This is a genomic window from Microcoleus sp. C2D2 (assembly GCF_036702495.1).
GTDB lineage: Bacteria > Cyanobacteriota > Cyanobacteriia > Cyanobacteriales > Microcoleaceae > Microcoleus.
In genome coordinates this window covers 1-26262 of the sequence record NZ_JAUBTO010000078.1, presented here as the reverse complement: position 1 = coordinate 26262, position 26262 = coordinate 1, and the positions used below count along the sequence as shown (strand labels likewise).

The 26262-nt window shown below is 46.6% G+C and carries 22 protein-coding genes; 12 read left to right on the top strand and 10 right to left on the bottom strand.

Features of this window, described 5'->3' with window-relative positions; all coding sequences use genetic code 11:
• Window positions 1-6: 6 nt before the first annotated feature.
• The 3 genes from QUB61_RS22850 to QUB61_RS22840 form a co-directional block, all read right to left on the bottom strand.
• A complete protein-coding gene (locus tag QUB61_RS22850) occupies window positions 7-237 on the bottom strand; it encodes a type II toxin-antitoxin system VapB family antitoxin (protein ID WP_333128717.1) in 231 nt (76 codons plus the stop codon).
• A gap of 105 nt (window positions 238-342) precedes the next feature.
• Window positions 343-558 carry a hypothetical protein gene (locus QUB61_RS22845; RefSeq protein ID WP_333128715.1) on the bottom strand — a complete coding sequence of 72 codons (216 nt, stop codon included), beginning with the start codon at window positions 556-558 and terminating at the stop codon, window positions 343-345.
• Between the two features lie 19 nt (window positions 559-577).
• Window positions 578-5131, bottom strand: a complete 4554-nt coding sequence (locus tag QUB61_RS22840) for a WD40 domain-containing protein (protein ID WP_333128713.1) — start codon at window positions 5129-5131, stop codon at window positions 578-580.
• A 453-nt stretch (window positions 5132-5584) separates the two neighbouring features.
• Here QUB61_RS22840 and QUB61_RS22835 point away from each other — a divergent pair, with 453 nt between their 5' ends.
• Window positions 5585-5941 carry a hypothetical protein gene (locus QUB61_RS22835; protein ID WP_333128711.1) on the top strand — a complete coding sequence of 119 codons (357 nt, stop codon included), beginning with the start codon at window positions 5585-5587 and terminating at the stop codon, window positions 5939-5941.
• A 52-nt stretch (window positions 5942-5993) separates the two neighbouring features.
• Here the strand turns inward: QUB61_RS22835 and QUB61_RS22830 are convergent, their stop codons facing one another.
• The 3 genes from QUB61_RS22830 to QUB61_RS22820 form a co-directional block, all read right to left on the bottom strand.
• Window positions 5994-6962, bottom strand: coding sequence for a YegS/Rv2252/BmrU family lipid kinase (locus tag QUB61_RS22830; RefSeq protein WP_445300271.1), 969 nt, complete (start codon window positions 6960-6962; stop codon window positions 5994-5996).
• Window positions 6963-7142: 180 nt separating this feature from the next.
• Entirely contained in the window at window positions 7143-7871 is a 729-nt protein-coding gene (locus tag QUB61_RS22825; RefSeq protein WP_333128706.1) for a DUF3891 family protein, read from the bottom strand.
• A 255-nt stretch (window positions 7872-8126) separates the two neighbouring features.
• Complete coding sequence (locus tag QUB61_RS22820) at window positions 8127-9686, bottom strand: metallophosphoesterase (protein WP_333128703.1); 1560 nt, start codon at window positions 9684-9686, stop codon at window positions 8127-8129.
• An 862-nt stretch (window positions 9687-10548) separates the two neighbouring features.
• Between QUB61_RS22820 and QUB61_RS22815 the strand changes: the two genes are divergently transcribed.
• The 4 genes from QUB61_RS22815 (at window position 10549) to QUB61_RS22800 (ending at window position 13582) form a co-directional block, all read left to right on the top strand.
• Complete coding sequence (locus QUB61_RS22815) at window positions 10549-10683, top strand: hypothetical protein (protein ID WP_333128701.1); 135 nt, start codon at window positions 10549-10551, stop codon at window positions 10681-10683.
• A 417-nt stretch (window positions 10684-11100) separates the two neighbouring features.
• On the top strand, window positions 11101-11379 hold the full coding sequence (locus QUB61_RS22810) for a DUF4212 domain-containing protein (RefSeq protein WP_333128699.1): 279 nt from the start codon (window positions 11101-11103) through the stop codon (window positions 11377-11379).
• Between the two features lie 9 nt (window positions 11380-11388).
• The gene (locus QUB61_RS22805) at window positions 11389-13062 is read left to right on the top strand and encodes a sodium:solute symporter family protein (RefSeq protein WP_333128697.1); all 1674 of its coding nucleotides are present in this window, start codon (window positions 11389-11391) and stop codon (window positions 13060-13062) included.
• Between the two features lie 298 nt (window positions 13063-13360).
• Window positions 13361-13582 (top strand): hypothetical protein, encoded by a 222-nt coding sequence (locus QUB61_RS22800; protein WP_333128695.1) that lies wholly within the window; start codon window positions 13361-13363, stop codon window positions 13580-13582.
• 179 nt (window positions 13583-13761) lie between these two features.
• On the opposite strand, the gene QUB61_RS22795 is transcribed toward QUB61_RS22800, so the two are convergent.
• The 3 genes from QUB61_RS22795 to QUB61_RS22790 are packed head-to-tail and all read right to left on the bottom strand — an operon-like array spanning window position 13762 to window position 16209.
• A complete protein-coding gene (locus tag QUB61_RS22795) occupies window positions 13762-14817 on the bottom strand; it encodes an alpha/beta fold hydrolase (protein ID WP_333128692.1) in 1056 nt (351 codons plus the stop codon).
• Window positions 14741-15226 (bottom strand): zinc ribbon domain-containing protein, encoded by a 486-nt coding sequence (locus QUB61_RS40025; protein WP_445300999.1) that lies wholly within the window; start codon window positions 15224-15226, stop codon window positions 14741-14743. The genes QUB61_RS22795 and QUB61_RS40025 overlap by 77 nt, the downstream gene beginning before the upstream one ends.
• 32 nt (window positions 15227-15258) lie before the next feature.
• Window positions 15259-16209 carry an RNA-guided endonuclease InsQ/TnpB family protein gene (locus tag QUB61_RS22790; RefSeq protein WP_445300270.1) on the bottom strand — a complete coding sequence of 317 codons (951 nt, stop codon included), beginning with the start codon at window positions 16207-16209 and terminating at the stop codon, window positions 15259-15261.
• Window positions 16210-16267: 58 nt separating this feature from the next.
• Between QUB61_RS22790 and QUB61_RS22785 the strand changes: the two genes are divergently transcribed.
• From QUB61_RS22785 to QUB61_RS22765, 5 genes are all read left to right on the top strand, one after another.
• On the top strand, window positions 16268-16447 hold the full coding sequence (locus QUB61_RS22785; RefSeq protein WP_333128691.1) for a hypothetical protein: 180 nt from the start codon (window positions 16268-16270) through the stop codon (window positions 16445-16447).
• An 865-nt stretch (window positions 16448-17312) separates the two neighbouring features.
• On the top strand, window positions 17313-17438 hold the full coding sequence (locus QUB61_RS22780; protein WP_333128690.1) for a hypothetical protein: 126 nt from the start codon (window positions 17313-17315) through the stop codon (window positions 17436-17438).
• A 158-nt stretch (window positions 17439-17596) separates the two neighbouring features.
• Window positions 17597-17749, top strand: a complete 153-nt coding sequence (locus QUB61_RS22775; RefSeq protein ID WP_333128688.1) for a hypothetical protein — start codon at window positions 17597-17599, stop codon at window positions 17747-17749.
• A gap of 340 nt (window positions 17750-18089) precedes the next feature.
• Window positions 18090-19475: a hypothetical protein gene (locus QUB61_RS22770; protein ID WP_333128686.1), complete on the top strand. Its 1386-nt coding sequence runs from the start codon at window positions 18090-18092 to the stop codon at window positions 19473-19475.
• Window positions 19476-19555: 80 nt separating this feature from the next.
• On the top strand, window positions 19556-20194 hold the full coding sequence (locus tag QUB61_RS22765) for a transposase (RefSeq protein WP_333128684.1): 639 nt from the start codon (window positions 19556-19558) through the stop codon (window positions 20192-20194).
• A gap of 38 nt (window positions 20195-20232) precedes the next feature.
• Here the strand turns inward: QUB61_RS22765 and QUB61_RS22760 are convergent, their stop codons facing one another.
• Window positions 20233-20631 (bottom strand): DUF4342 domain-containing protein, encoded by a 399-nt coding sequence (locus QUB61_RS22760; protein WP_333128682.1) that lies wholly within the window; start codon window positions 20629-20631, stop codon window positions 20233-20235.
• 711 nt (window positions 20632-21342) lie between these two features.
• On the opposite strand from QUB61_RS22760, the gene QUB61_RS22755 reads away from it, so the two are divergent.
• Both QUB61_RS22755 and QUB61_RS22750 read left to right on the top strand, forming a co-directional pair.
• Window positions 21343-24183: an AAA-like domain-containing protein gene (locus QUB61_RS22755; RefSeq protein ID WP_333128679.1), complete on the top strand. Its 2841-nt coding sequence runs from the start codon at window positions 21343-21345 to the stop codon at window positions 24181-24183.
• Between the two features lie 366 nt (window positions 24184-24549).
• Window positions 24550-26139: an ATP-binding protein gene (locus tag QUB61_RS22750; RefSeq protein WP_333128676.1), complete on the top strand. Its 1590-nt coding sequence runs from the start codon at window positions 24550-24552 to the stop codon at window positions 26137-26139.
• Window positions 26140-26262 lie beyond the last annotated feature (123 nt).

Genomic DNA, 26262 nt, shown 5'->3' with positions numbered 1-26262 from the left:
AAAATCTCATTCTAAAGCCTCTCTCGTCTCCACAGAAGGGTGAACCCTGACTCGCATAAAATCGTCCGAGAACATATTTAAACTATCAAAAAAAGTTTTCCAAGGATTTTCTTTCGAGATCAGGACAAGAGCATCTCCTATTTTTTTGACGTACACTTCATTTCCGGCAAAATGGAATTCTTTGGGTAATATGACTGTCTGATAGTCATCAGCGATCGATAATTTAGCAGTATTCATTGTTTTTCCTCCCGAGTGATTTAACTTATACTTTAAATTGAATCTCCACTTGAGCCAATTAAATTCTAGCAGAGGATGGTAGGTTTAGTTCTCCCATGAGTTTCTTTATTGTTGAAGTTCGCGGTCAATTTCTTCAACAGTTCTGGAAACATGACGGCTGCGGATTTCTGTAAGCAATTCCAACACTTTACGCCGCCCCGGAGCCTTTTCTGGTATAATCACAAAAACTTCAACCTCTTCGCCCACAGATCCAGGCGGCACTTGAATTTCAAGTTTATTTCCTGCAATAACTTTGGTTGTAATCCGTATTGCTGACTGCATAGTTTCTCCTTTGCGACGATCAATTTTCAACAGCCCCTAAAGCTTTGAGCGTGACTTTTTCAGCCTCCGTTAAACCCGTAACTCCGGCAATATTCATGTTTTCATAAGGTCGGTCACTTTTCAATATTTTGAGGCACTCACCAGTCTCAATATCCCAAAGTCTAATTGTGCCATCCCGACAGCAAGCAGCAATAATTTTTCCATCAGAACTGGAGGCAACTGAGTTAATTCTACTGGTATGACATTGCAAAATTTTTAGACATTCACCTGTACGGATATCCCATAATCTTACCGTTAGATCGACACTTCCACTAACAACTATTTCACCAGAATAACTAAAGGCAACTGAACGTATCCAATCAGTATGCCCCTGCAAGATTTGGAGACATTCACCAGTATGGATATCCCATAGTCTTATTGTTCGATCCACACTTCCACTGGCAAGTATTTCACCGTTCTGGCTAAAGGCGATCGCGCGTGCCCAACCGGTATGCCCCTGCAAGATTTGGAGGCATTCACCTGTATGGATATCCCACAGCCTCAGCGTTCCGTCATAACCTGTACTGGCAAATATCTCGCCCAAAGGACTGAAGGCAACCGAGTATAATGAACTGTTATGCCCTTGCGAGGTTTTGACGCATTCACCACTGCGGATATCCCACAGCCTCACCGTTTGGTCATAACTACCACAGGCAAGTATTTCACCCGAAGGACTAAAGGCGATCGACCGTACTTCTTTTCCACTCTCTAGCAAAATATTGAGGCCTTCACCACTGCGAATATCCCACAGCCTCAGCGTTTGGTCATAACTGCCGCTAGCAAGTATTTCACCGTTTGGATGGAAGGCAACTAAATGTACCCGATCGAGATGACCCTGCAAGATTTGGAGGCATTCACCAGTGTTGACATCCCACAGCCTGACTGTTTGTTCGTCATCGCCGCTGGCAAGAATTTCACCGTTTGGACTAAAGGCTACTGACCTTACTTGAGTGCTATGCCCTTGCAGCGTATTCAAGCATTCACCGCTGTTAATAGCCCACAGCCTCAGCGTTTGGTCGTAACTACCGCTAACAAGTATTTCACCCGCAGGATGGAAAGCCACTGACCCTACTTGATTACAATGTCCTTGCAAAGTATTCAAGCATTCACCAGTGCGGATATCCCACAGTTTCGCTGTTTGATCGTAACTTCCACTTGCGAGTATTTCGCCATTTGGACTGAAGGCTACTGACCGTACTTGACCCAAATGTCCCTCCAAAGTTTTGAGACATTCACCGCTACCGATATTCCACAGCCTCACTGTTTTGTCGGCGCTTCCACTAGCAAGTATTTCACCAGCAGAATCGAAAGCAACTGAAAACACGTTTTTAGTATGACCTTGCAAAGTTTTGAGACATTCACCAGTATCGACATTCCACAGCCTTAATGTTTCATCGCCGCTTCCACTGGCAAGCATCTCACCAGCAGGATGGAAAGCAACTGAAAATACAACTTTAGTATGGTCTTGCAAAATTTGGAGGCATTCACCTGTGTGGATATCCCATAACCTTATCGTGCCATCGAAACCCCCACTAGCGAGTATATTTCTATCAGGATTGAAGGTGACAAACATTACTGATTCGGTATGTCCATGCAACACTTTTAAACATTCACCACTCTTGACATCCCATAACTTGATTGTTTTGTCATAACTCCCGCTAGCAAGTATCTCGCCGTCTGGACTGAAGGCGACAGACTCCACGACGTTGGTATGTCCTTTACAGGTCAATATTTCTTTTCCACTGCTAGCTTCACACAAGCGAACTACGCCATCACTATCACCTGTAGCTAACAGTTTGCCATCAGGACTAAATATTACCGATCGAACACTGCCGAAGATTTTAGTAAAAGCTGAATTAGCCAAATTCGCTTCAGCAAAATTGACGTGGCGCAGCGTCGCCTTTGTAAAATCTGCACCTAAAATAACGGCACTAGAGAGGTCTTTACCTTCTAAAGCAGTCTTGTCCTTTTTTAACAACAGCGTCGTCGCATTCCCTCCCACATAACCCACCTCGCTTTCTGTTTTGCCCCGCGTTGCTTCTATAATTTCGAGTAGGGGCGACTTCTCTAAAGCCCCCCTTGTTAAGGGGGGTTGGGGGGATCTCTCCTGGCTAGCACCGTCACGATCCCCCCCGGCCCCTCTTAACAAGGGGGGAAAAATTGCATCCAACATCGGCAACAACAAATCCATCACAGCTTTAGTCAGCGGCGCTTGTCCGAAACTCTGAAGAAGTTGACCTAAATCTTCAGCAACAAATCCCTTTAAAGGCGCGATAAGTTCGTTGTTATTTCTCTTCTGGGCCTGAAGCCGACAATAATTAGACCAAGTGTACGATCGAGGTTCTGCATCAGGATTGACACAAGACTGTTCGGGCGCAACTAATTCGGTAAAATCTGCCGCCAAAACTCCCAATTCTGCTGCAAATTTATAAGCGACAAAAAACTCTAATAACGAACGGTGCGCCGGAGTATAATCCCCATCTGCATTGCGGATTAGCATCGTTTGACCCATCATGTCGTAGTGCCAGTGGTCTAAGTCTTTTTCCTCTTGCACGATGGAACCAAACAAGCTGCGGATGCGATCGGGAAAACCGCGATAATTGATACTCATTTGGTCTGTAGACAGCATTTCCCAAGACAGTTCGCACAAAAAGTAAAGCTTATCTGCTAAAGAAGTAAAAGTGCGTTCTGCTTTGATATCTCTCTCTATCTTCCGCCGCACCGCATACAGATAAATCCGCGACATATCGACTGGTTTTCCAGCTTCAATATCGGGCAATGCTTCCAAAATTAACTCGGTCATCACCGGGCGACGCGCTAAATCCAATAGTTGCGGGTTTCCCATCACTTTTTCGACAGTCGCGGCTTCTGTTTGAAATGACAGCGCTTGCCGAATTTGCTTGTCGTTAAATTTTTCTAGTTCTAATACTTCAAATTGGGGAGTTTCGCCTGTTAAAATGGTTGTTGATGCTTGCAGTTCTGCATTTAACAATGCCCGTCCTTCCTTGGCTTCAGGAAAGTGTTCGGTACGGCAAGTGAGGATGACTTTTGCGCCGGGAACGACGGCTTTTGCTAGTTCCCAGAAGTTGTTGATGGTTTCTTGCCGATCGCACTTAGCGGCCATTTCATCAAAACCATCGAAAATTAGCAGAAACTTGCCCATGCGATTGAGTTGTTCAAAGGCAGAATAACCCGCCAGAGGTATCTCGTGTTTCCGAAAGAAAAACTCGGAAAACAGCGACTCGACGCTAACTGCTTTGGCGTAATCTCGCAAAGGAATTACTAACGGCAAACGCGGACGTTCTAAGCCGCGTTTTTGAGCATCTCGGTAACGTTGCAGCGCCATCCAAGCGTAGTGCAACGCAAACCAACTTTTCCCGGTTCCAAATTCTCCTAAAACTGAAATATGTTCTTTTACTGGGTCATTCAACCACAGGTCAATATAACCTTCGATCCAGCCATCTCGCCCGTCATAATGACTCACGCCTATCTTGCGCTGAGTATCGGGGTCTATTTCTTCTTTCGTACAAGCTAGCGGCACATATTTGGTATCAATTCCTCGGCTGGTAATTTCTGTTTCTAGCCAATCCAGATAAGCGGTAAAATCGGCATCTTGGTCGAGTAATTCATCAAACGTATAGCAAGCTAAATTACGATTTTCGGCTTTCTCTACCTCATCCCGCGCGGCGCGACTGATGCGGCGGGCGGTGACTAACCAACCTTCATCGGTGCGCTGTTTTGCTACAGATTCGCGCAAGGCTGAGATATCCCTGAGTCCCGCTTCTCCGGCAATTCCGCGCACTAAAATGCGATCGTACCGATTGCGTCTGACGGGGACATTGATAATCCATTCAAAATAGTTATCTTCCGAGATTTGATAGGGCTCAAACTTATAACTTAATGTTTCAAACCAACCTCGAACTTGCTGCGATAAAATAAAGGCTTGAGACTTTTGAATATTCGTTGATGCTGCTGCGGGAAGTCCCAGATAATCTTCGGTTTCTAAGCGTGCAAATTCGGTGCGAATTCCTTCGATAGTGGGGAGGCGTTCGATGCGATCGAGTACCATAGATAGGCGTTTTTGCAAAGAGGCGATCGCATTTCCCACCATCACATCTCCCAGCGTCCGCGTCCGCTTTGCTACTTCCATAAACACGGCGGCAAATGCCATGAATTCCCGTCTGGGGTCAATGCCTAAATCTCGAATTTCTTTGCCTAAAACACTCTCATTCAGATAGTCATCGCCTGCTTTAATTAAAATGGCGGGGCTATCGGACTCGAAGGCTTTGCGAAATGCTGATTCAATCTCTTTTTGGCGAAACAGTTCTAAAATCTGCTTGGGTTTGCCAGCGCCGTATTCTACTAAAGTATAAACATAAACTCCGCTAAAATCTGCGGGCGGAGCATCGGGGTCGAGGTTAAATCTTTTTAATAATTTGATGACAGTTTCGTTGCGCTGAAACTTGTCTTTGATAGTGCCGAAGGGAATTGCCGTCAGGAGGCTGATAACTAAGTCGAGACTAATTGGGATCATTGAGGTATTCCTGTTTGTCCGCGGTCGTAATGCTCAAATCTAGAATCGGTAGGCTGTGTCCCTGAAATGTGTTGCGGGGCGATCGCAAACTGCTCTATTTTTATGTTAACCCATCACTTAGACACTCCGACCAAAAAAACCGGGTTGTTACGAAAAGACGGTTGTAGCCCGAAGATCCCGTAACCACCAGGTTTTTGGGTTCCCATGCCCTCCGAGTCCTCGAAACCGGGTTGCCACCAAAAGACGCGTTGCAGCCCGCAGATTCGCTAAAAAACGCGGTTTTTGAGCCATCATGCTATGACAACAGATATTAGCATTTTTTATTAAATATGACCACTACAATACCGAGAAAAAACCGACATATATTGTAGTAATAATAGCTCTCAGATTAGTGGTCATATCATAGTTCTCAAAGTTAAAATATAGATAACTAACAAATAAAACTTGCTATCTATGAAAATACAATCTTCTGTCTTAGTCCACCTGGGATTTGGCAAATATGTACGCTCCGATCGAGTAACAGCAGTAATACCAATTGAGGAAGAACGGGGGCCTGGTCGGCGCACTTTCGTGCACGTAGACGGCGAACCAGACCCGATCGTTGCTTCGCGCGCGGAAGATACAATTGTTCGCGATTTGGTGCAGGAACCGCGCGAAATAACTCAAGCTCGGCAGCAACAAGAAATCCTGCAAGATTTGCTGGCAGATTTGAGCAATGTTAACGTCACCGTGCGCCGCATCAGCCGCGATGAAGGCGGACTCGACCTAGAACGTTTGGAACGCCGCATTCGCCAAATTTTAGACGCATAAAAATTAAAGACCGCCCGGGCGGTCTTTCTTATTGTTTGTGTCGCTAAAATTTTTAAGTTACGGTTTTCAATGTAATTTCAATGTCCGCTAAACCAGTGAGTTTTTCCGCCACGGGCTCTTCTTCTACTCGCGGTACAAAAATAGTTAAACCTCCCGGAACGCACTCAATAGAAACCGGAGTCATGCCGATGATTTCGCCGTCTACAACCACTTTTTGAGGCGGAGCGGCACTAATTTTTACTTTTTTTGCCCGCAAATAACCGATGTCGTCGCGATCCGTAGGATTGCCGCTCAAAGCTGTTTGCAATAGGTGATAAGAAGCTGCGATCGCCCCAGCTTTATTCTGAGGTGCCACCAGCGTTATGTCCAGCAAGCCGTCATCAAAAATAATCCCTGCCGGGCCTTGAGCTAAAATGGAAGTAGGCGGCGCTGCATTCGCCACTGTCACCGCCACAGCAGTAAGGCTGATAATTCTATCTTCGGTTTCGATTTCCGCTTCAAATCTTTCTAAATTGTTTAACTGTTTAATTCCTGAAAGAATGTAAGCCAGCATTCCCCAGCGATTCTTCATTTCGCGATCGGCTAGTTCGACAGTTTCTGCCTCAAAGCCCACTCCAGCTAACAAAACCATCGGCATTCCACCGTTGCAAATCGCCGCATCCACCACCCGCGTCAACCCTCCCAAAATATTTTCGCAGGCGGCATCAATTGTATTCGCAATGTCTAAAGCATTAGCAAAAGCATTAGCAGTTCCCCGCGAAATAATTCCTAAAGGAATATTTGTGCCGACAATCGCCCCAGCAACTGCGGATAATGTCCCGTCGCCCCCGCAAGCAATAATTGCCTCAACTCCTCTATCAACTGCTTCGCGGGCGATTTCATCGGCGTCTAATTCTGGGGTTGTCAGCCGAATGTCTAAGTCAATAAGAGGCTCTAAAAGTTCCTGAATTCTAGCTAAGTCTTGGTCGGGGTCGCTGTGGCCGGCGACGGGATTGAAAATTAGGCAAGCTGAACGTCTCATATTTGGTAATTGGTAATGGGTAATTGGTAATGGGTAATTGCTCATTGATAATATTATCTCCGGTCAATCGGCAACAATCAAATGGGTTTGTAGTGAGAACTTCAGTCCTCATAAAACTCGCTCGGACTGAAGTTCTCGCTACAAACCTAGAACGGTGCTGTATTTGTGCTAGAGGTTTAATTAAGACTTGACAAAAGTCCACTCTAAGACTTCGCGCGGAGCTTTTTGCAGCGCTTCCTTGATTTCCTCGTTGCTGTCGAATTTGACTTTATCCAAGCGGCACGCTTCGACGTTCACAGTAAATTTATCGTCTTCAAAAGGCCAAGGAGTTACAGTCACGAGTTGGTTGCTGTTCTGTACAATATCGTAGCGCTTGCCGTCCGGACCGACACTAATTTCTAAAGCTCGTTCTCCGGCGGGTAACTCGCGGCAGCAAAGAATTAATGATAGCCGATCGCACCACTGGAAAAAAGCATAAGCTGCCTTAGCATCTTCCTCGGAAATTTTCAACTCTTTGCGCCATTTTTTTTGATTTTCCAGTTGCTCGTCCAAAAACTCGTCGAGTTCCTTCGATTCTCCCCGCTTTCCTTCATTGAGAAAGCTCATGTGCATAGAAATCAGCATTGCTACCCAGCGACCGCGATATAGGGCATTCTGCGCCATAACTTTAATTTTCGGCAGAGAAGTTTCCGTCTGCAAAGTAAAATCAAAGGGCGCGCCCGCTTCAGTCAAAATATTTTCTTCCCACTCTTTCTCCAAATCGTCGTGATGCGAAATCGCCGCTATGGTTTCGTAGAGGCGAACCGGAGATTTCGAGCGCTTCCACTGTCCGCCAAGTTGGGCGGCGAGCAAAGCGTGGGCCCGGTGGTAAATAATTTCCCAGCCGGTGGCGGTTAAGTTAGCAATCATTGAATTTTTCTCCTGAATTAAGTTGAGTGCAAAGATGAGACTTGTATTGCTTTAATCTTTGATTGATAGATCGACCGCAGATGCAAGGCAGATTAACGCTGATTAACGCAGATAATTTCCTGTTATGGCGATCGAATGAATGCAATGCCAGTCTATTGAAGATTTCCGGGTTTGAGAGAGAATCTTGAGAGTTTCAAGCTGAGGAATTAAGCCGTTTGCTGCGGCAAAACCCGATCCTGACGGCAACTTCATTCGTTAAATCACAAAAGGTTCGATCGATATCTCGTGCCATTTCCCCTCAAATCGTTCGACAACCAAAGGTCGGATGCGGAACTTGGGGGGGCACCCATCGAGAACATCAATCCGCAAACACGAATAAGGACGGCGTTTGTAGGAACCTTGGCCGCTGCGGCCGACAAATAGCAAACATTCCGCTATCCGCCGACTGCCTTTTGGCGATCGCCCGCCCTCACGCGCCAACCGATAAGCTTCTGGACTCAATACTTCCTCCAACACCGGCCCTTCCGGGCGCTGGCGGCGGAGACTGTGGCCGCTTCCCCCGCAGACAATCCAATTAATCCCAGAGTCGCCGTGTCCGGTATTCCCAGTCCGCAGGTATTCCAAACAGTGAGCGTGGCCAGTCAGCACCAAATCTACTAGGGGACGCCCCCGGGCCACCTCCCCAACTGCATCGGCCACCGTGTCGAGCACCTCGCGCAATCGCAACCGAACCGCCAAAGTTTGAGCTTGATTCCACTTTGTCGCCTCGGTCACGTAGGGGGGATGGTGCAGGTAAATTACCCGCCCCCGCACCTGGGAATCGCGCCAGGAGTCAATCAGCCTTTTTTTGAGCCATTCGAGCTGTTCAAAGTCGGTGGCGGCTGTGTTGTCGGGCGACAGTTGTTTGTCAATATCCATGAGCATTTCGTCAACTTGCTCTAATTTGGCGGCCAAGTCGTCTAGCTGTTCGGCTTCCTCGGGAATTTGGGGGTTGAGCCGATCGCACATTTCGAGCATTGCCAATTTTTCTTGTTCCAATTTCTGGCGGTCGAGTTCCAAATTCTGGCGGCGAATGTTGCCCTGTTTGGTTTTCGGGATCGGTAACGGTTCGTTGAAGGTGTTGGAGTCGAGGGCGAAGAAGTCTATGCCGCCGCTGCGGAAGGTGTAGTAGCGGTTGGGTAAGCGGGTAAAGCGTCCGGGTTGGTAGCGGAGGCAGCGGCCTGTGCTGGTGCTGGCGGTGTAGTGGGCGTCTAGGTGGCGATCGAGTTCTCCGGGCATTTTGTGAGCTTGCAGGTAGTCGAGAAACGCTTTGGCGTAGGCATTTCCGCGATCGGAACCGTGCCAGCCGACATCGAGATCCAACTTGGAACCCAACAGCCGGCGCAGCGGCAAAGCTGTCGCCGACAGAATGCCGTAGACTATCGGCAAGTCGTAATAGTCGTGGTTTCCCGGTACGGGCAAAAACGGAAAGTTAAACACCATGCGATCGTAGGCAATCCGGGAGGGATGCTCGCCGCCGACTATAAATTCTCGGTAGGGGCGAATAAAGTTTTGGAAGTAATATTCGCTGGAACCGACGAGATAAACTACATCGCCGGTGTGGAGGACGAAACGGCAAGTTTCGCGTTCGGAGAGCATCTGTTCGGCAATCTGCCGCTGGGGATTGTAGCCGCGGTGGTTGCCCGTGCCGCTGTCGCCTGCGACTAAAAACGAAAACTCTGGAGAGTCGGTGGTTGGAGTTTCTAAAACTATCCGAGTTTGGTCGATTCCCCGATCGACGATCGACTGTTCTTGCCACCGCACCCGCTCTTTCATTTTGCGGATTTTGACTGTTATTCGCGGGTCGGACACGAATTTCAATTCACCTAGTCTCCAAAATTGCTGAGTTTCTAGTTAATAGTGTAGCGATCGGGCGAGTTTTTACATCTCTCTAAAAGCTGAAAATCGACGCGCGGGCAGTCAGGAACCGGGTTTTGGACGAGAATACAGCGTTAAAACTCACCGAAGAGCCCCATTCTCTTTAACCCGCCGGGGGTTGAAACCGCCCTCTGACAGCGAAAGTCGGTTAAAACTCATATGTTGCACCATTGTCAAGAACGGGCCCCAGAGCCCGTTCCACAAAGAATGAGCTTTGTTGTGGAACAGGCCGGAAAGCCTGTTCCTAAACAAGTAATTGAGAATGGTGCTCTTCGGTGAGTTAAAACTGATATCTTGCACCATTCTCAAGAACAGGCATCTTGCCTGTGAAGCGAAGAGTGGGTTTTCTTGTGGGGAGTAGGGGTTGGGCAGGAGATCCCGCCCAGAGAAGGGTTATTGAGAATGGTGTCAGATGTGAGTTAAAACCGATATATTCCACAATTCTCAATAACAGGCAAGATGCCTGTTCCACAAGAGATGAATTTTCTTGTGGAACAGGCATCTTGCCTGTTCATAAAACAAAGGATTATTGAGAATGGTGCAAGCTCTCAGCTAAAACCGACTCAAAAGCTGATAGGAAAAGGCTTTTAGTCCTCTAAAGAGGACTTTCGCTCTCTCGACAGAGGTTTCAACCCCTGGCGGTTATTGGAAGTAATGCAAGATGTGAGTTACCACCGATCGCAACGGTCAAAAACCCGGTTTCTTTGGTTTTGATACGATCGCCCCGTCTCTAAACTAAAATAAGATTTTGTAGGAGGCGGTGCTGTTTGTTGTTGCCGAGGACGAGGGAATCAATCAAGGACGTGGGAAGATAACCCTAACAATGCAAGCCTTCTACAACGAACTCGAAAAACGCCTTTGGGAAGCAGCCGACGAACGAGCCGGCCAACTCTAAGCTCAAGCCTTCCGAATATTCCGTCCCCGTTTTGGGGTTGGTTTTTCTGCTCTACGCTGACTGTAAGTTTGCCCTGCTTTCACAGGAAATAGCAGCGGGAAGCAGCAGGCGGCGCACCGTGGGTAAGACAGATTACCAGGCACTCTTGGGCGCTTTATTTGCCGGAAACTGCCCCCGCATGAATATTTGATCGATCGCCCGGAAGCTGAGGATCTTGGCGGGGCGATTAATGCGGCGATGAAGGCGATCGCAGATGAAAATGAGGAACTGGGTGGCGATGCAGCCTAGAAAATATAACAGCTTGAAAAAACCGAACATTGAGCAGTATTTTAAGGAAAATTTTGGTTCAGATGCTATGACTGTGAAATGAAAGAATAGGTTGGTTGAAAAGACGATTTTAAAAGGAGTGTTTTTCTGATGTCTGATAGTGACCTCGAACCAATCGGTAAAGACAAACGCGAAGCTTACTGGCGTGCCAATACCGCTTTAATTCGGAATCTCTTGATTGTCTGGGCGCTAGTGTCACTCGTCTTCAGCATCCTGCTGGTTGAGCCATTGAACGCCTTGCGTCTCGGTGGCTTGCCTCTCGGCTTTTGGATGGCACAGCAAGGCTCAATCTTGACTTTTGTGGTGCTGATTTTTATTTACGCCATCCAGATGGATAAGCTCGATCGCAAATACGGTATCAGAAAGTAAAGGTGTGTCATGTCAGTTGAAATTTGGACAATTTTTATAGTCTCTCTCACGTTTGCTCTATATCTCTATATCGGTTGGCGATCGCGCGTGCGAGACAGTGCCGGTTTCTATGTAGCTGGGCAAGGTGTTCCCGCAATTGCCAACGGCGCGGCAACTGCTGCTGACTGGATGTCGGCAGCATCGTTTATCTCAATGGCGGGGTTAATTTCCGTATTGGGTTACGACGGTTCAATTTACTTGATGGGTTGGACTGGCGGTTACGTGCTGCTAGCGTTGCTGCTTGCCCCTTACTTGCGGAAGTTCGGTAAATATACGGTACCGGATTTTGTGGGCGATCGCTATTACTCCAACACCGCCCGTTTAGTCGCCGTTGTCGCAGCCCTGTTCGTTTCCCTGACTTACGTAGCGGGACAAATGCGCGGTGTGGGCATTGTCTTCAGCCGCTTTCTTCAGGTAGATATCAGCACTGGCGTGATTATCGGCATGGTGATTGTTGGCTTCTTCTCAGTGTTGGGAGGGATGAAAGGCATCACCTGGACGCAAGTAGCCCAGTATTGCATTTTGATTACTGCTTTCCTGATTCCCGCCGGCGCGATCGCATTTTTGCTCACGGGCAACCCCATTCCCCAGTTGGCATTCACCTTCAGCGATATTGTTCCCAAACTCAACCAACTTCAGGTTGACTTAGGTTTCAAGGAATACACTCAACCCTTTGCCAACAAGTCAATGCTGGACGTGCTGTTCATCACGATTTCCCTGATGGTGGGAACAGCCGGACTGCCTCACGTCATCGTGCGCTTTTATACCGTTCCTGACGTGCGAGCTGCACGGTTCTCTGCGGGTTGGGCGCTACTATTTATTGCGCTGCTTTACACCAGTGCCCCAGCGTTAGCCACGTTTGCTCGCTACAACCTGATTAACACCTTGCACGATCGACCGATCGAACAAGTACGACAGCTAGATTGGGTAAACAAGTGGGAAAAAACCAAGTTGTTGACCTTTGAGGACAAGAACAATGATGGGCGCGTTGAGCTGACGCCGGATAAGGCAACTAGCGAGATTACCATCGACCCGGACATTATCGTCCTGTCAACGCCAGAAGTAGCAAAGTTGGCTCCTTGGGTAATTGCTCTGGTTGCCGCAGGTGGACTAGCGGCGGCGCTGTCTACAGCATCGGGTTTGCTATTGGTAATTTCCAGTGCCATTGCCCATGACGTTTACTATCGCATCATTCGTCCGGATGCCTCGGAGTCCCAACAGGTGTTTGTCGGTCGCATGATGGTGGGATTGGCTGTAGCGCTTGCTGGGTACTTGGGCATTAATCCACCAGGATTTGTGGCGCAGGTGGTTGCCTTTGCCTTTGGTTTAGCCGCCTCAAGCTTTTTCCCGATTATTGTTCTGGGTATCTTCGATAAGCGGACAAACCGGGAAGGTGCGATCGCGGGCATGATAACAGGTCTTGTCTTCACGCTCTTCTACATCATCGGGGTGAAGTTTGGTGGTATGCAACCCTGGTTCTTCGGTGTTTCCGCTGAAGGAATCGGCACGCTAGGCATGATTATCAACTTTATTGTCACCTTAGTTGTTTCTCGCCTCACCCCACCACCACCACCAGCAATTCAAGAGATGGTGGAATATCTGCGCGCGCCTGACGGAGAACGACCTGTTGAGGCGGTTCATTAATTGAAAATGAGTTTGACTGACACCTCGAGTGCGATCGCACTACAAGATAGGCGATCGCCACCTTCAAATTATCTCAATGAAGCAATTAGAAAACTTCGTAATATCATGTCCGGCCGTTCGCCCATAATTAACTTTCCCCCTCTCTCCCACTTATATCAAATCCGGGCTGATTACCCCCCTGTATTGTCATTGCTCTCGAAGTGAAGCTCTTGGCTTAGACTCTGATTCCAAACAGAGGATTTATAAAGGGGATACCTAACCTGGATTTAATATTAATCCTTAATTAAGCTCGATAATTATGAATATCAAAGCTATTTTTATCTCTGCAAAACGTATAGTCATCATCTGTGCCATTGCTGCACTTGCTGTGGCACTCGGTGGCAAAACCTCCGCCGCTACGATCGATTATTCGCCCCAATTTAAAGAAGCAGCTCGTTACAGCACGACGATACAGCACTTTGCGCGACTAAGAGGTACAGTAACAGGAGTGAGCAAAATAATTTCTGATTTGCTTACTTGAACATAATTTCACTCCCAATTCCAACAGTTTTTCCACTATTTGTACACTTTCAGCTTGTGCCCAGATATCTAGTGTTTTTGCGAAATAGTTTTAAGGTTCTGGACTGGAGGGATTAAACCCCCTAATTCTTTCCTCCCCGCAACTATTGCCGAGGAGTGTTCAGATTTTATTTTATAATCTCAATCAACACTCAAGGCATCGAACCACTGTAAAATCCGATTCCATGCCCACCACCGATCGCTATCAGCAAATTGATGCTGACAACGTTTACTACTGATATGCCCAACATGACCGCCGTAGGCTGTCACCACTAATTCTAAGGCAGGATTGTTCGCGCTAATGGCTTGCAACTCAGGGACAAGCACCGGGTCAAACATCGGATCGTCTGCTGCATAAAGCATGAAAGTAGGTTTTTTGAGGTCAGGCAAAATGTTTAGAGCGCTGCTAGCCTCATAGTATTCTTCCACAGAGGAGAAACCTAACCGGCCAATTACCAGTTCGTGGTCAAAGCCCCAAATGCTGTTGGCGCGTTCAATAGCGGCAGGATCGATCGCCCCCGGATGTGATGCGGCGATCTGTTTTGCTAGTTTTTTTAACTCTCGCGCGATCGCCTTTTCTAAAAATTTCCCCCACTCATCTTTAACTAGATAAGACAGAGAACGGTTCGAGTCCAAGCTGGGGCAAATCACCGCCGCGCCTGCTAGTTCTGACTCTTCGATCCCTAAGTCAGGCCCCCAATCTGCGATCGTCTGAGCTGATTTTACGGCCCACAAGGCTAATTGTCCGCCCAGGGAATAACCCGTGAACCAAAAAGGCGCGGGACATCCCATTTCTTTAGCAGCCGCAGCAATCCGAACGAAATCTTCGCCTTCGTACAGGCCATCAGAAGTCAGGGTGGGAGAGAGTTGGGCAGTTTTGCCGTGAGCTCGCCAGTCAAATAATACCACTGCACAGCCTTGGGCATAGGCTTTACGGCCTAGTAGCTTGAGATACCATTGATTATCCAGATCGCCAGTAATGCCGTAAGTGCCGACAATGGTATATCGGGGATTTTCGGGGATGGCAACAAGGCCGAAAATCGGGACTCCACAGGCACCAGTAAAGATGTGTTCTCGGTAAGGAGGCTCTGGGTAAGGGATTGTCTTTTCCCAACTGCGACTAGCCCTTAATGCGGTGTACAACGTCATTAACATACCGTTGTTCAGCAGCCAAGGTGGAGTATAGGCAATGGTCATAAGCGGATATCGGAAATGTCTGTCTCGTTGTTGGGATGATTTTACTTGAGAGTTTGGCTATTGTAGCGACTAACCCTGAAAACCGCAATACTTTTTGAATAAATGCACTCAAGGGCGAAGTCAAGCCAAAATAATAAATAAACTCTATGTGACATACTCCTACACCAACACAAGCTGTCACCATTGGTGTAGGCTTCTGGGTGACTCCAGCTATTGCTTCGGACATTGACTGAGCGTTAAGAACGGGATGACCCACCGCTCTATTTCTTATTACTATGGCTGCATTACGATCGCGGTCAAGACTGCACCCACAGTGAGAACAATCATGCCATCTTTCATGCAACTTTTTCGGCACTTTTTCACCGCAACCCGAACAATCTTGTGAAGTGTTATAGGCACTTACTGGGATACCAACTTTCCCAGCATTTACGGCTTTATTCGTTAGTATCGACTATTGCTTGACCACCCAGCATCCAACACAGATTTAGCTAATTTTGTGCGGGCAAGCCCCTTAACATTCAAGTCTTCAACTGCAACAACATCATATTTTTTCAAGAGATCGTTAGCAGTCTTGAAATGAAAGTCTTTACCCTTGTCCGCTACTTTTTTGTGACACTTCCCTAGTTGCTTAACTGCTTTCTGCCTCCGGTTGCTGCCTTTCTTACGGCGTGAGACTCGCTTCTGCATCGTCCGTAGCCGTTTCCCGGCCTTGCGGTAAAGTTGAGGGATTGCAACAGTTTCACCCTCTGAAGCTGTCAAAAATTCCTTCAGCCCAACATCAATTCCAGCAATATTGTGTGGATTGAAATCAGGATTGATTTCTGGAACTGTCTTGTCTTCTAGTGAAAGTGTGAGGTAGTAGCCGTCAGCTTTCTTGGTGACAGAAGCGGTCTTGATTTTGAATCCATCCGGTATAGAACGGTGCAAAATAACTTTAACTTTTCCGAGCATCGGTAAATTGATTAAGTTATTTTGCAAGTAGCCGTCTTTAACTTGAGGATAAGTAAACGTGCGGTAACGACTGCGGGGTTTAAATCGAGGTCTACCGCTACGCTTTCCATTGCTATCACCTTTTAGGAAACGATCAAAAGTTACCTTAACTCGTTTAACTACATCTTGGAGAACTTGAGAATAAACCTCGCCATACCAAGGGTAAGTTTTCTTGAGCTGAGGTAGCGTCTTTTTTTGTGAGTAGTAATCTGGATTGTCCCGCAGTTCAGACAGGTAACAAATAAGAGGACAGGCATTAATAGGAGAACGGTTTTGCTCATACCAGTTAAATCGATCGGCCAACAAATAGTTATATTGAGCGCATAGCATCGACAACCATCTGTCAATCTCAATGGTTTTTAACTTTGTAGGGCGTAGTTTGTATTGATATGCCGTTCTCATTGAGCCGACTGTCCAATGAATGTTATATATAAGTTAACCTATATACTGAGTCCTGTCAATGCCTTTTCAAAAAAATCACAAACTAGGGGCAAAGAAACGGCTGAACCGTCCTTTAGACAAGGAAACAATTGGATTCAAAGGCTATGAAGGGCAAAAAGAAAAACTTAAGGCTGTTCCTGACTGGCAAGAACGTTTGAGAGAGTTTGTTGATAAATTAATTAATGACTACGAGAATTAATTGGTCAACTCCGTACCTGCGTTGGCCCGCCGGATCGATCCCACACTAACCTGATTACAGGTATAGTGTGGGGATTTCGGCGGTTTAGCTAAGCGAGGAAAGACCTATCGACACTATCTACAGCAACCTTATAGGTTTCAAGAAAAACCTGTGATTAAGCAACTGGAAAAGCTTTACCTCCAGAGACTTCCAGGCGATCGCCTTGCAACAAGATATCGGAATTTGCTCAACGCGCCGCTGCGGCACAGAAATTGACCAGCCCGTTTGTGCCTGCATTAACTGGTGGGGATAGGTGATTCGCCTTGGTGTTGCTACCCCTAGCCAAAACCAAATCCCGGCCCTAGAACTGCCCCACTATGGTGGCGGCCGTCAAGGGCGGTATTCGCTGTATCGCCACTCACCTCAAGCCGGAACCCCCCAGCAAGTCCGCACTCACAGCAAGGGCTATTGGGCTAAAACAGAAACCGGTTGGGGCCCGACGAAAGCGAGGGGTATCGCTAACCCTCCCAACATAAAAAAACTCAAAACTCTTGCGGTATCCCTCTTCTGTCACAAAGCGTCAGAGTATAATAGACTAAAATATCTCAAACCTGAGCTGGGTCTATGGTTAAGCCTCGCCAAGCTAATTCGACTTTGAAATTGATTGATGAGTATTGTAGCTATTAAAGAAATCTGTTTCCAGAAGTCAGAAGCTTTGAAGCTTTCCCCACCTTCATGCTGATATAATTTATGGCTCAAAGCCCTGTTGGCATCTGGTTACAAACACACCGAAACAGAGAAACTCAAAGGCATAATTAGCCGCCAGCTAACCCAAATTCTACGCCTCAAAAAAAGCCGGATGAATTACTTAGAAAAGTTCTAGCAAATGATTGATGGATACAACAGCGTTTCTCGCAATGTCGAGATATTTTTTGCCGATTTTGTCGAGATTGTACAAGAACTCAATCTTGAAGATAAACGTGCAATATCCGAAAACTTGACCGAGGAATAATTAGCAATTTTTGACTTTTTGACCACCCAAATATTACTTTAACCGAGAAAGAAAAGCACGAAATCAAGAAAGTAGCAAAGGAACTTTTGTTAACCCTCACGCAAGAAAAATTAGTCTGAGATTGGCGCAGGCGACAGCAAAGCAAGGCAGCAGTTAAAGTGGCGATCGAGGAAGCTTTAGACCAATTGCCCGAAAGCTACTCAACCGAAGCGTATCAGCGCAAATGCCAAGAGGCTTACCAGCACGTCTACGAATGTTATTCGCTCGGCAGGACGCAGTATTTACACCACAGCAGCTTGAAGCTGGTGTAAATGCCACCCACCGACAGCTTTTGTCAAAAATTCATCATAAATTCATCAAAAATTCATCAAGGCTTTACCAACTCTTTGTCACCTTTACTGTAAGTTATGATACTGATGGCCCAAGTTGCCAGAATCTCCACAAATCCAGAATTGTTAATATTTAATTTGCCTATCTCCCTCCCTCTCCCTCCCTGTTTCCTTCCCCCCTCTCCCTGTTTGCCTCCCCCCTCTCCCTGTTTCACCCTAAAATTTGCAATTTTAGGGTGACAAATCATGGCAGGATCGTAGCGTGTTTTGATACCATGCAATCAAACGCAAGACAATCAGGGACTGCACTGGAGGTGCGTAAATGGAGCTTTTCGTAGAACAAAAACGGTGCTTGGATTGCTTGGTAAGCTCGATCGAGCAATTGGGAGGTCGAGTAGACCTTCCAAAGCTGGAGCAGATAGCTGAGCTAATCATTCAAACGATGAGAGGGCCTTGGCGCTACTTTCACACGTCGGAACACATTTTTGAGGTCGGGGGGTCAGTCGATCCGATCGAGGTGCTGGCTGCCCTGTTTCACGACCTCGTGTACGTGCAAGTCGATCAGGGTGTAAGTTTCAATATTAGCAGCGCCCTTTCTCCTTTTGTCAAAGAGGTGCGATCGCAGTTAGTGATTAGAGATGAAACCGAACTGCCCGACGATGCCATGTATCAGCTCGTGGCCTCAGTATTTGGGTTTATTCCCGGCAAGGCTCTGTCTCCGTTTGCGGGCCAAAACGAATTTTTGAGTGGCGTTATTGCTGCCAAATGTTTGGAGGATTTTTTGCCACCTAGTACGATCGCCGAAATTGTCGCTTGCATCGAAGCTACTATTCCTTTTCGCCCCGTTTCGCCCAGGGGTTTGACTGCGATCGAACTTTTGTACCAGCGTTTGGTAAGTGCGAATCGCGATTTTAACTTCGGATGGAGCGATGCCCAAACCATAGAAATTGTCAAGCGAGCGGTCCGGTTAGCAAATCGGGATGTAGAGAATTTTGCCTCTCCAAATTCCTCTAATTTCTTAGACAATACCTGGAATTTGATGCCCGAAACAAACCACGAATTGACCAATGTCAATTCCTATACTGTTGGTGGATATCGCAGGTCTCTGCAAAAAATGGAAGGATTTTTGAACTTCCTAAAACCCGAACTGGTTTTCCAGCAGTTTATGCAAGAGCCGGACGATGAAGCCTACGCTAACCTGATTGCCCGAACTAGAAAAAATATTGCAGTTGCTAAACTTTATCTGGGTATCAAGCTAATTACCATCGCCCTTTTAGAAGCTCTTTCCTACCGTTTGGGGCGCGATATTCCGCTTTCAACTATGATGGGAGAATTGCGCGCACCAGGATTTCCAACATCGGTTTTGGAGGATTACTTGCCCAACAAACAAATCGCCTACCCATTAGAAAGTCAGTTGCAAAGAGAAGTGTTAGACCTGCTAGAAATAGGACGCAATCAAGAATCGCCCTATGATATTAAAAACTCCCCGGTTTCTACGTTTATTATCAAATCTATCGGCTTTGCTGAAACAGAAAAGTTTTTGAAGAAAGCTCACGAGTTTTTTGCAGGTCATATTTCCTCGGAAGAGTTTCTCTCTTACTGTGCTCCCGATGTAATCGACACCATCACTGCCGGGGTGATGAAACTCTTTGACAGCAGGAAGAGGGCTTTAGGGAAAGTTAAACTAGCTCACCCAACTCTTTCTTAGGATAGGTTGGCACAATCTTAAAACGCTCTCGATCGCAGAACATAATTATGTAAGGTGCAACCTAAGCACCTTACAAAAAATTGGACGGAAAGCGGAAAGCTCAGCATAAGATACAGCAAAAGCGCGAGGCTCATCAGTGGTGGGTTGCCAATACAATTGTCCGTAAATCTGATGCTGTCGCCGTCGAAGGCTTGCAAATTAAAAATATGATGAAGCGGTGCAAACCCGTTGCTTCTGAAACCGCGCGATTCTTGCCCAATGGTCAGGCAGCAAAACGTGGTTTAAAGCGTTCCATTGCTGACGCCAGTTGGTATGCGTTAACCCAAAAACTTGAATATGTGGCTGCAAAGTCAGGCAAGAAACTATACAGAGTTGACCCTCGGCATGCTAGTCAGACTTGCAGTAAGTGCCGGCACGTGGATAAAGAGAGTCGCAATGGTGAAAAGTTTATTTGTACCAATTGCGGACATATCGACGATGCTCATTTACAAGCTGCAAGGAATGTACGGAAAAACGCAATAGAAACCTATGGTTTGACTATTGCCAAAAGATTGAAAAAGGTACGGCGGGACTCGTCGAAACCTGTGCAATTGAGTCTTTTTGAGATTGAATTGCATGAACGCTTGTCAGACAACACGCTGCCATCAAAAGGCTCTCCGGCGTGTGGGTTCTTCCCCCAGAGAGCCTTCAGTTGTCGCTCTGGGATGTTAAGGAAGTAATTTCTTAAGAATCGAGCGCGTTTTTAGACCTGAGAGTTTCACTCGGTTCTTTCAATGATGATGGTCAAGTGAGCGACTAATGCACCGATCGCTCCTACTGCTGCAATTACTGGAAACAAGGCCGCACCGATCACTCCGCCGACTACTCCCACCGTCAGAGGAAGTTCTACCAAGATCCGTCCCTCTTCATTTTTGATAATGATGCGGCGGATATTGCCTTCGTCAATCAGTTGTTTAACTTTAGCAACCAAATCGTCGCCGTTAATTTTCAACTCCTCAACGCTAACTTTTTGCTGAGTATAAGCAGGGGTTTCTAAAGGAGTCGTTTCAAAATTAACCTCACTAACTTTGTCGGCAGCAATTTTTTCAGATACAGGTATAGATTCTAGCTCTCTTGTCCCGACTGGTTCTTGTACGCGCTCTGTAGGTGTGTCCATTTTTTGTTCTCCTTTTAGGTAAAAGTATTTTTGTATAGAATTATATTGAAATATAACACGCAACTTTTTGTCGATCAATCATTCTTTTGGGTGATATTGCTGCTGCTGTCGTACTTTTCTGTGTTCATCTTTGATAATCTTTGACAATCAAGCAATTTGGTCCGGGGCACCCGGATTTATCCCTGGAGCGATAAAAAAGCTCCGAATCCTCTTCACTTGCCCCCGGATTTATCAGTAGGGTCAATTCTAAAATTTAAAATTTAAAATTTAAAATCTAAAATCTAAAATCGATCGGCGGCGAAGCCTAAAAGCCGTCCTCCGTGGGCGTTAGCTGCCGACTCCCCTTGTGCCGCTCCTTTAACTGTCTGCTTCTAGTGCCTCGCACCGCCAAGGCCTTGAAAAACATCCAATCCTGACAGCCAAAGGATCAGAGCGACATTCACACTTTCAGAGACTCAGACTCAATAGGTGTACAGGTAGAAATACTGACATCGTACTGAAAGTGCGATCGCCGGGCCGTTTATAGAGTTAGCACATCTACCTGGGCAAATCGTACATGGAAACCGTCGCTTACTTTCCTCAAATATCATTTCAATTTAGCGAGAGTGCGATCGCCCTCGCCTGCTTCAGCCCCCCCGAGGTTCCTCGAATCAACATCAAGCAGAGTTTCTAATGACAATTGCCTAAAATTAAAGGGAAGGAGAAGTAATAATGAGCGAAATATTATCGCAACCAAACCAAGTTCCTCAAATGGAAGTGGAGGTTGGGGAAAAGTCGGGTAAAATAGAATTATTTCCTTTTGCATCTCCTTTATTCTCCGTGTGCGATTTGCCAGCGACAGAATTTGAATATCAAGTGGGCGGCAGTTTACCGGCGAATGCTCCTACCTACGTCACCAGAGGAGCAGATCGCGAACTTTACGACTCGTTAAAAGCCGGCGAGTTTTGCTACGTGCTCACCGGACGGCAAATGGGAAAATCGAGTCTGCGGGTGCAAACAGCGCGCCGGTTGCAAGCAGAAAACACCGCCTGCGGGATGGTTGACATCACAGGAATTGGGACTGCCCAAATAACTCCCGTGCATTGGTATGCTGGTTTTACAGCCACTCTCGCCAACAGCTTTAAAATTAAGATGAATGTCAGGACTTGGTGGCGCGATCGAGAACACTTGCCGCCTGTCGTCAGATTAAATGAATTTATCGAACAGGTATTGCTTCCTTCGAGCGATGGCAATATCGTTATTTTTATCGATGAAATTGACAGCATTCTCTCCCTCAACTTCTCCAGCGACGACTTTTTTGCAATGTTGCGCGGCTGCTACAACAAACGCGCCGAAAATCCCGAATATAACCGCCTGACTTTTGCCTTATTCGGAGTCGCGACTCCTCAAAATTTAATCTCTGACAAAACCCGAACTCCGTTTAATATAGGTCGCGCCATTGAACTCAAAGGATTTGAGCTTGCAGAAGCCACACCTTTAGCTCAAGGATGGGGGGAAACCAGAGAAAATTCCCTAGAAATTCTCAAAGAAATATTAGCCTGGACGGGAGGACAGCCATTTCTCACTCACAAGATTTGTCAATTAACTGCTCAGAAGTTAGCAGCAGAAACAAGCAGCGACTGGAATCGCTCCGCCAACTGTCAATTATTCATTGCCGAATTAGTGCAGTTGAGCACATTGGAAAACTGGGAATTTCAAGACGAACCCGAACACCTAAAAACAATTCGCGATCGCCTCCTGAGAAATCCCCAGCGCACCGGCCGTTTGCTGGGGCTTTACCAACAAATTTTAGCCAACGTGACTCTCCCGAACCAGACAGAAAAACCAGCAGGAGAGTTAAGCTATCTTAGCCCCCCGGCCGGGGGGTTAGCTTCGGGATCTGAAGACAGTTCCGAAAAAATGGAACTGTTACTCTCTGGTTTAATCGTCAAAGACCAAGGAAAACTGAGAGTTTACAACCCAATTTACGCCTCAGTTTTTAACCGAGAATGGATACAGCAAGAATTAGCAAAGCGCAGGCCTTACTCCGAGTCGATCGTCGCTTGGGAAGCATCCAACCATAGCGACACTTCCCGCTTGCTGCAAGGCCGAGCTCTGGCAGAAGCGTTAACCTGGGCTGCAGACAAAAGTTTGGGCGATCGCGATTATCAATTTCTATCAGCTAGCCAAGAGTTAGAAAATCGGGAAGTTCAAAGAGCTTTGGAACTAGAAAAAGCAGCCTCACAAATATTTGCAGAGGCAAATTTAGTATTGACTCAAGCTCAGCAAAAAGCCAAGCGAACAGTCCAATTAAGTTTGTTCGGCCTCGCGGCAGTTTCCGCAATCTCTGCTAGCGTCGTATTGCACGCACAGCGAGTTGCCACTCGTGCTGACACTCAAAAAAAACAAGCGATAATTACCCAAATTGAAGCCCTCAAATCCACCGCCGATATTTCCCTAAGTTACGACCAGCTAGGAGCTTTAGTCGCAGCAGTCAGCGCGGCAAAAAAAATGCGAGAAATAGAAGTTTCCCCAGCGCTAAAAGCACAGATAGTAAATATACTGCACCAAACGCTAAATGCAGTCCGAGAACGCAATCGTTTGACTAACGGACACACGGCTAATTTCAGCCCCGATGGCAAGTTAATTGTGAGTGCGGGTGACAACTTTACTGTTAAAGTTTTTCAGCCCAACGGCAAGCTGATTTTGAGTTTGCCCGGACACAGCCATTCAATTAGTGAAGTGGTTTTTAGTCCAGACAGTCAGTTAATTGCTTCTACAAGTTTTGACCATACTGCCAGAATTTGGCGTAGCGACGGAACTTTACTGCAAATTTTGAAAGGACACCGAGATTTAGTTTGGAGCGCGAGTTTTAGCCCGAATTCCCAACTAATTGCTACTGCCAGTTCAGATAAAACTATTAAGATTTGGAGTACAGGGGGCGTTTTGCTGCAAACTTTAAAAGGACATACTAGACCAGTTACATCAGTCAGGTTTAGTCCCGACGGCAATATGTTGGCTTCCACCAGTCAGGATGGAACTGTCAAACTTTGGAAAGGCAGCGGGGAAACACAGTTTCGACTTGAGAAAACTCTTTTAGGACACGGAGATGAAGTGTGGGGCTGCAATTTCTCCCCTGACGGCGAGATGATTGCCTCTGCGAGTCACGATTGGAAGGTGAAACTTTGGAACACCCGCGGCAAGTTGCTCAAAACTCTAGACGATTCTACAGCAGGTTTGGGTACTGTCAGTTGGAGCGCCGATAGCAAGATGCTCTCCGGGGGCAGTACGGACGGTAAGGTGAGACTTTGGCGCCCTGATGGCACTTTGCTGCAAACTTTTAGGGCACATCAAGCCGATGTGTGGAGTGTGAGTTTTAGTCCCGATCGCACAACTTTAGCATCTGCCGGGAAAGATTCGTCGGTGAAGCTTTGGAGTCTCGATGCTGCTAAAGTAGAAACTGCAGAAGTTGACAAATTGCTCGCAATCGGCTGTCGCTGGCTTGGAGACTACCTGCAATACAATCCCCGGGTTGAGAGCGATCGGCATTTGTGCGAAAAAACTGACAATTGAGATTTATTGGCAATTGCCCGAAACCGGTTTTGCCTGAATTCTAAAAGTGGGCGATCGGCTGCCGATTTGTCGCTAGTCTTGTTTTATTGTAATATAATTTTACGCAAGGGGTAATAGCAAATGTACTGTCACAGGTGGCAGAGGTCTATCCATCGTCAGCAAATTAATGTCATCAAACATTAAAAATAGTTAGGACTGCTATATTCGGATTAGTAGAATCTTGGATAGATAAAATTTACTACACAGTCAGGTTTTACAGGGGTGTCTGCTATTAAATTCATCTAACCTGCAATATCATTTCGGGTGACACCAGCACGATTTAAGGCAAAAAAAATCCTGCTGAATTAACTGGATTGGAGCGAGCACATGGGAGTTGATGACCAAGCTATAAAAAGATTAGAAAATGCAGTTCAAATAGTACGCAATAGTCCAGCAGCCAACCGCTACTGCCAATTACCAAAGGAGGGTGCAGTGTATGAAAATGACGGGTTGAGTCCCCTGAAATCGCCGCTTGGTTTGCGATCGACTCTACAGGAATTAACCCTCTACGATTTTTTCCTAGAGTCTGAGTGTCCGGGGGACGAAGTTGCTAAAATTTTTCAGGCAAACCCTTTACTTCCCGGGATCATCATCACTCAGGAAGGAAAGTTTACAGGGATGATTTCGCGGCGGCGTTTTTTTGAACACATGAGCCGCCCCTACAGCTTGGAGTTATTTTCTCAACAGCCTTTGTTGATACTCTACCACTTTACTAAAACAGAGATGTTGGTTCTCGATCGCAAAACCTCAATTATGACGGCAGTGCGACAGTCTTTGGAGCGATCGCCCGAACTAATCCACGAACCAATTGTAGTGCAGGTTGAACCGGAGCGCTACCAACTTTTAGACGTACACGAACTGCTACTTTCTCAGTTGCAAATTCACGAGTTAGCAACCGTGGCGATGCGGGAATCGCAAGCACAGTTGAGGCATCAAGCTCAACAGCTAGAACTTGCTCTGCTGGAACTTCAGCGCACTCAAACTCAACTAATTCAAACAGAGAAGATGTCTTCTTTGGGGCAGTTAGTAGCAGGAGTAGCTCACGAAATTAACAATCCGATCGGCTTTATCTACAGCAATGTGCACCACGCTAAAGAGTACACTCAAGGCTTAATTCGCATGCTCGACATCTATCGGCAGCACTGTCCCGAATCGATCGCAGCAATTGAAGCGGAATCAGCAAAACTCGAACTCGATTATTTGCTGGAAGACTTGCCGAGAGTGTTAAATTCCATGCAGCAAGGTGCAGAAAGAGTGCGCGACATCGTTTTGTCGCTGCGGAATTTTTGCAGGTTAGACGAAGCTCAAATGAAGCAGGTCAACATTCACGAGGGTATCAACAACACGATTATGCTTTTGCAAAGCCAGCTTAAAGGGAAACCCGGCCAGGAGGCGATCGAAATTCACAAAGAATACAGCGACTTGCCGCTGGTGCAGTGCTATCCCGGACAGCTCAATCAGGTATTTATGAATATTTTACTTAATGCCATTTACGCTCTTGGTGAGTGGAACAAACACCAAAATGTCGAGGAAAAAACCCATAAAAAGTCCCAAGCAGGCGACCAAAAAGAGTCCTGTACAAATACTCAATCATCAATTTCTAACTCTACCCGCCTGATGCCTGCCATTCGGATTCGCACGGAGTTAAGTGAGAGAAAAAAGGTAATGATTAAGATTTCTGATAACGGTCCTGGCATGACAGAAGATGTTCGGAAGCGGTTGTTTGACCCTTTCTTTACTACTAAGCCGGTCGGCCAAGGAACCGGTTTGGGACTCTCGATTTGCTATGAAATTATTGTGAACCAACACGGTGGAGAATTGAAGTGCTTTTCGGAACCCGGAAAAGGAGCAGAATTTGCGATCGAGATTCCCCTTCAACAGTCTCCCACAGCACAGATTTTACCTCGCTTTGCGTGATATGGCACAAGGAAGTTGGGCAAGGAGGAATGGAGGAGATTTAACGGATTTAACCTAAATGTCGCGGAATTCCCCATCCGTCTACAGGGTGGGGATGGATAGCGACCAAAAAAACAAACCGCG

Coding starts and splice junctions, on each gene's coding strand:
- QUB61_RS22840 (WP_333128713.1), bottom strand. CDS start 5,131: ATGATCCCAATTAGTCTCGACTTAGTTATCAGCCTCCTGACGGCAATT.
- QUB61_RS22760 (WP_333128682.1), bottom strand. CDS start 20,631: ATGGACACACCTACAGAGCGCGTACAAGAACCAGTCGGGACAAGAGAG.
- QUB61_RS22795 (WP_333128692.1), bottom strand. CDS start 14,817: ATGACCATTGCCTATACTCCACCTTGGCTGCTGAACAACGGTATGTTA.
- QUB61_RS22830 (WP_445300271.1), bottom strand. CDS start 6,962: ATGAGACGTTCAGCTTGCCTAATTTTCAATCCCGTCGCCGGCCACAGC.
- QUB61_RS22820 (WP_333128703.1), bottom strand. CDS start 9,686: ATGAAAGAGCGGGTGCGGTGGCAAGAACAGTCGATCGTCGATCGGGGA.
- QUB61_RS22805 (WP_333128697.1), top strand. CDS start 11,389: ATGTCAGTTGAAATTTGGACAATTTTTATAGTCTCTCTCACGTTTGCT.
- QUB61_RS22825 (WP_333128706.1), bottom strand. CDS start 7,871: ATGATTGCTAACTTAACCGCCACCGGCTGGGAAATTATTTACCACCGG.
- QUB61_RS22755 (WP_333128679.1), top strand. CDS start 21,343: ATGAGCGAAATATTATCGCAACCAAACCAAGTTCCTCAAATGGAAGTG.
- QUB61_RS22750 (WP_333128676.1), top strand. CDS start 24,550: ATGGGAGTTGATGACCAAGCTATAAAAAGATTAGAAAATGCAGTTCAA.
- QUB61_RS22790 (WP_445300270.1), bottom strand. CDS start 16,209: ATGAGAACGGCATATCAATACAAACTACGCCCTACAAAGTTAAAAACC.
- QUB61_RS22850 (WP_333128717.1), bottom strand. CDS start 237: ATGAATACTGCTAAATTATCGATCGCTGATGACTATCAGACAGTCATA.
- QUB61_RS22835 (WP_333128711.1), top strand. CDS start 5,585: ATGAAAATACAATCTTCTGTCTTAGTCCACCTGGGATTTGGCAAATAT.
- QUB61_RS22800 (WP_333128695.1), top strand. CDS start 13,361: ATGAATATCAAAGCTATTTTTATCTCTGCAAAACGTATAGTCATCATC.
- QUB61_RS22810 (WP_333128699.1), top strand. CDS start 11,101: ATGTCTGATAGTGACCTCGAACCAATCGGTAAAGACAAACGCGAAGCT.
- QUB61_RS22785 (WP_333128691.1), top strand. CDS start 16,268: ATGCCTTTTCAAAAAAATCACAAACTAGGGGCAAAGAAACGGCTGAAC.
- QUB61_RS22780 (WP_333128690.1), top strand. CDS start 17,313: ATGATTGATGGATACAACAGCGTTTCTCGCAATGTCGAGATATTTTTT.
- QUB61_RS22770 (WP_333128686.1), top strand. CDS start 18,090: ATGGAGCTTTTCGTAGAACAAAAACGGTGCTTGGATTGCTTGGTAAGC.
- QUB61_RS22845 (WP_333128715.1), bottom strand. CDS start 558: ATGCAGTCAGCAATACGGATTACAACCAAAGTTATTGCAGGAAATAAA.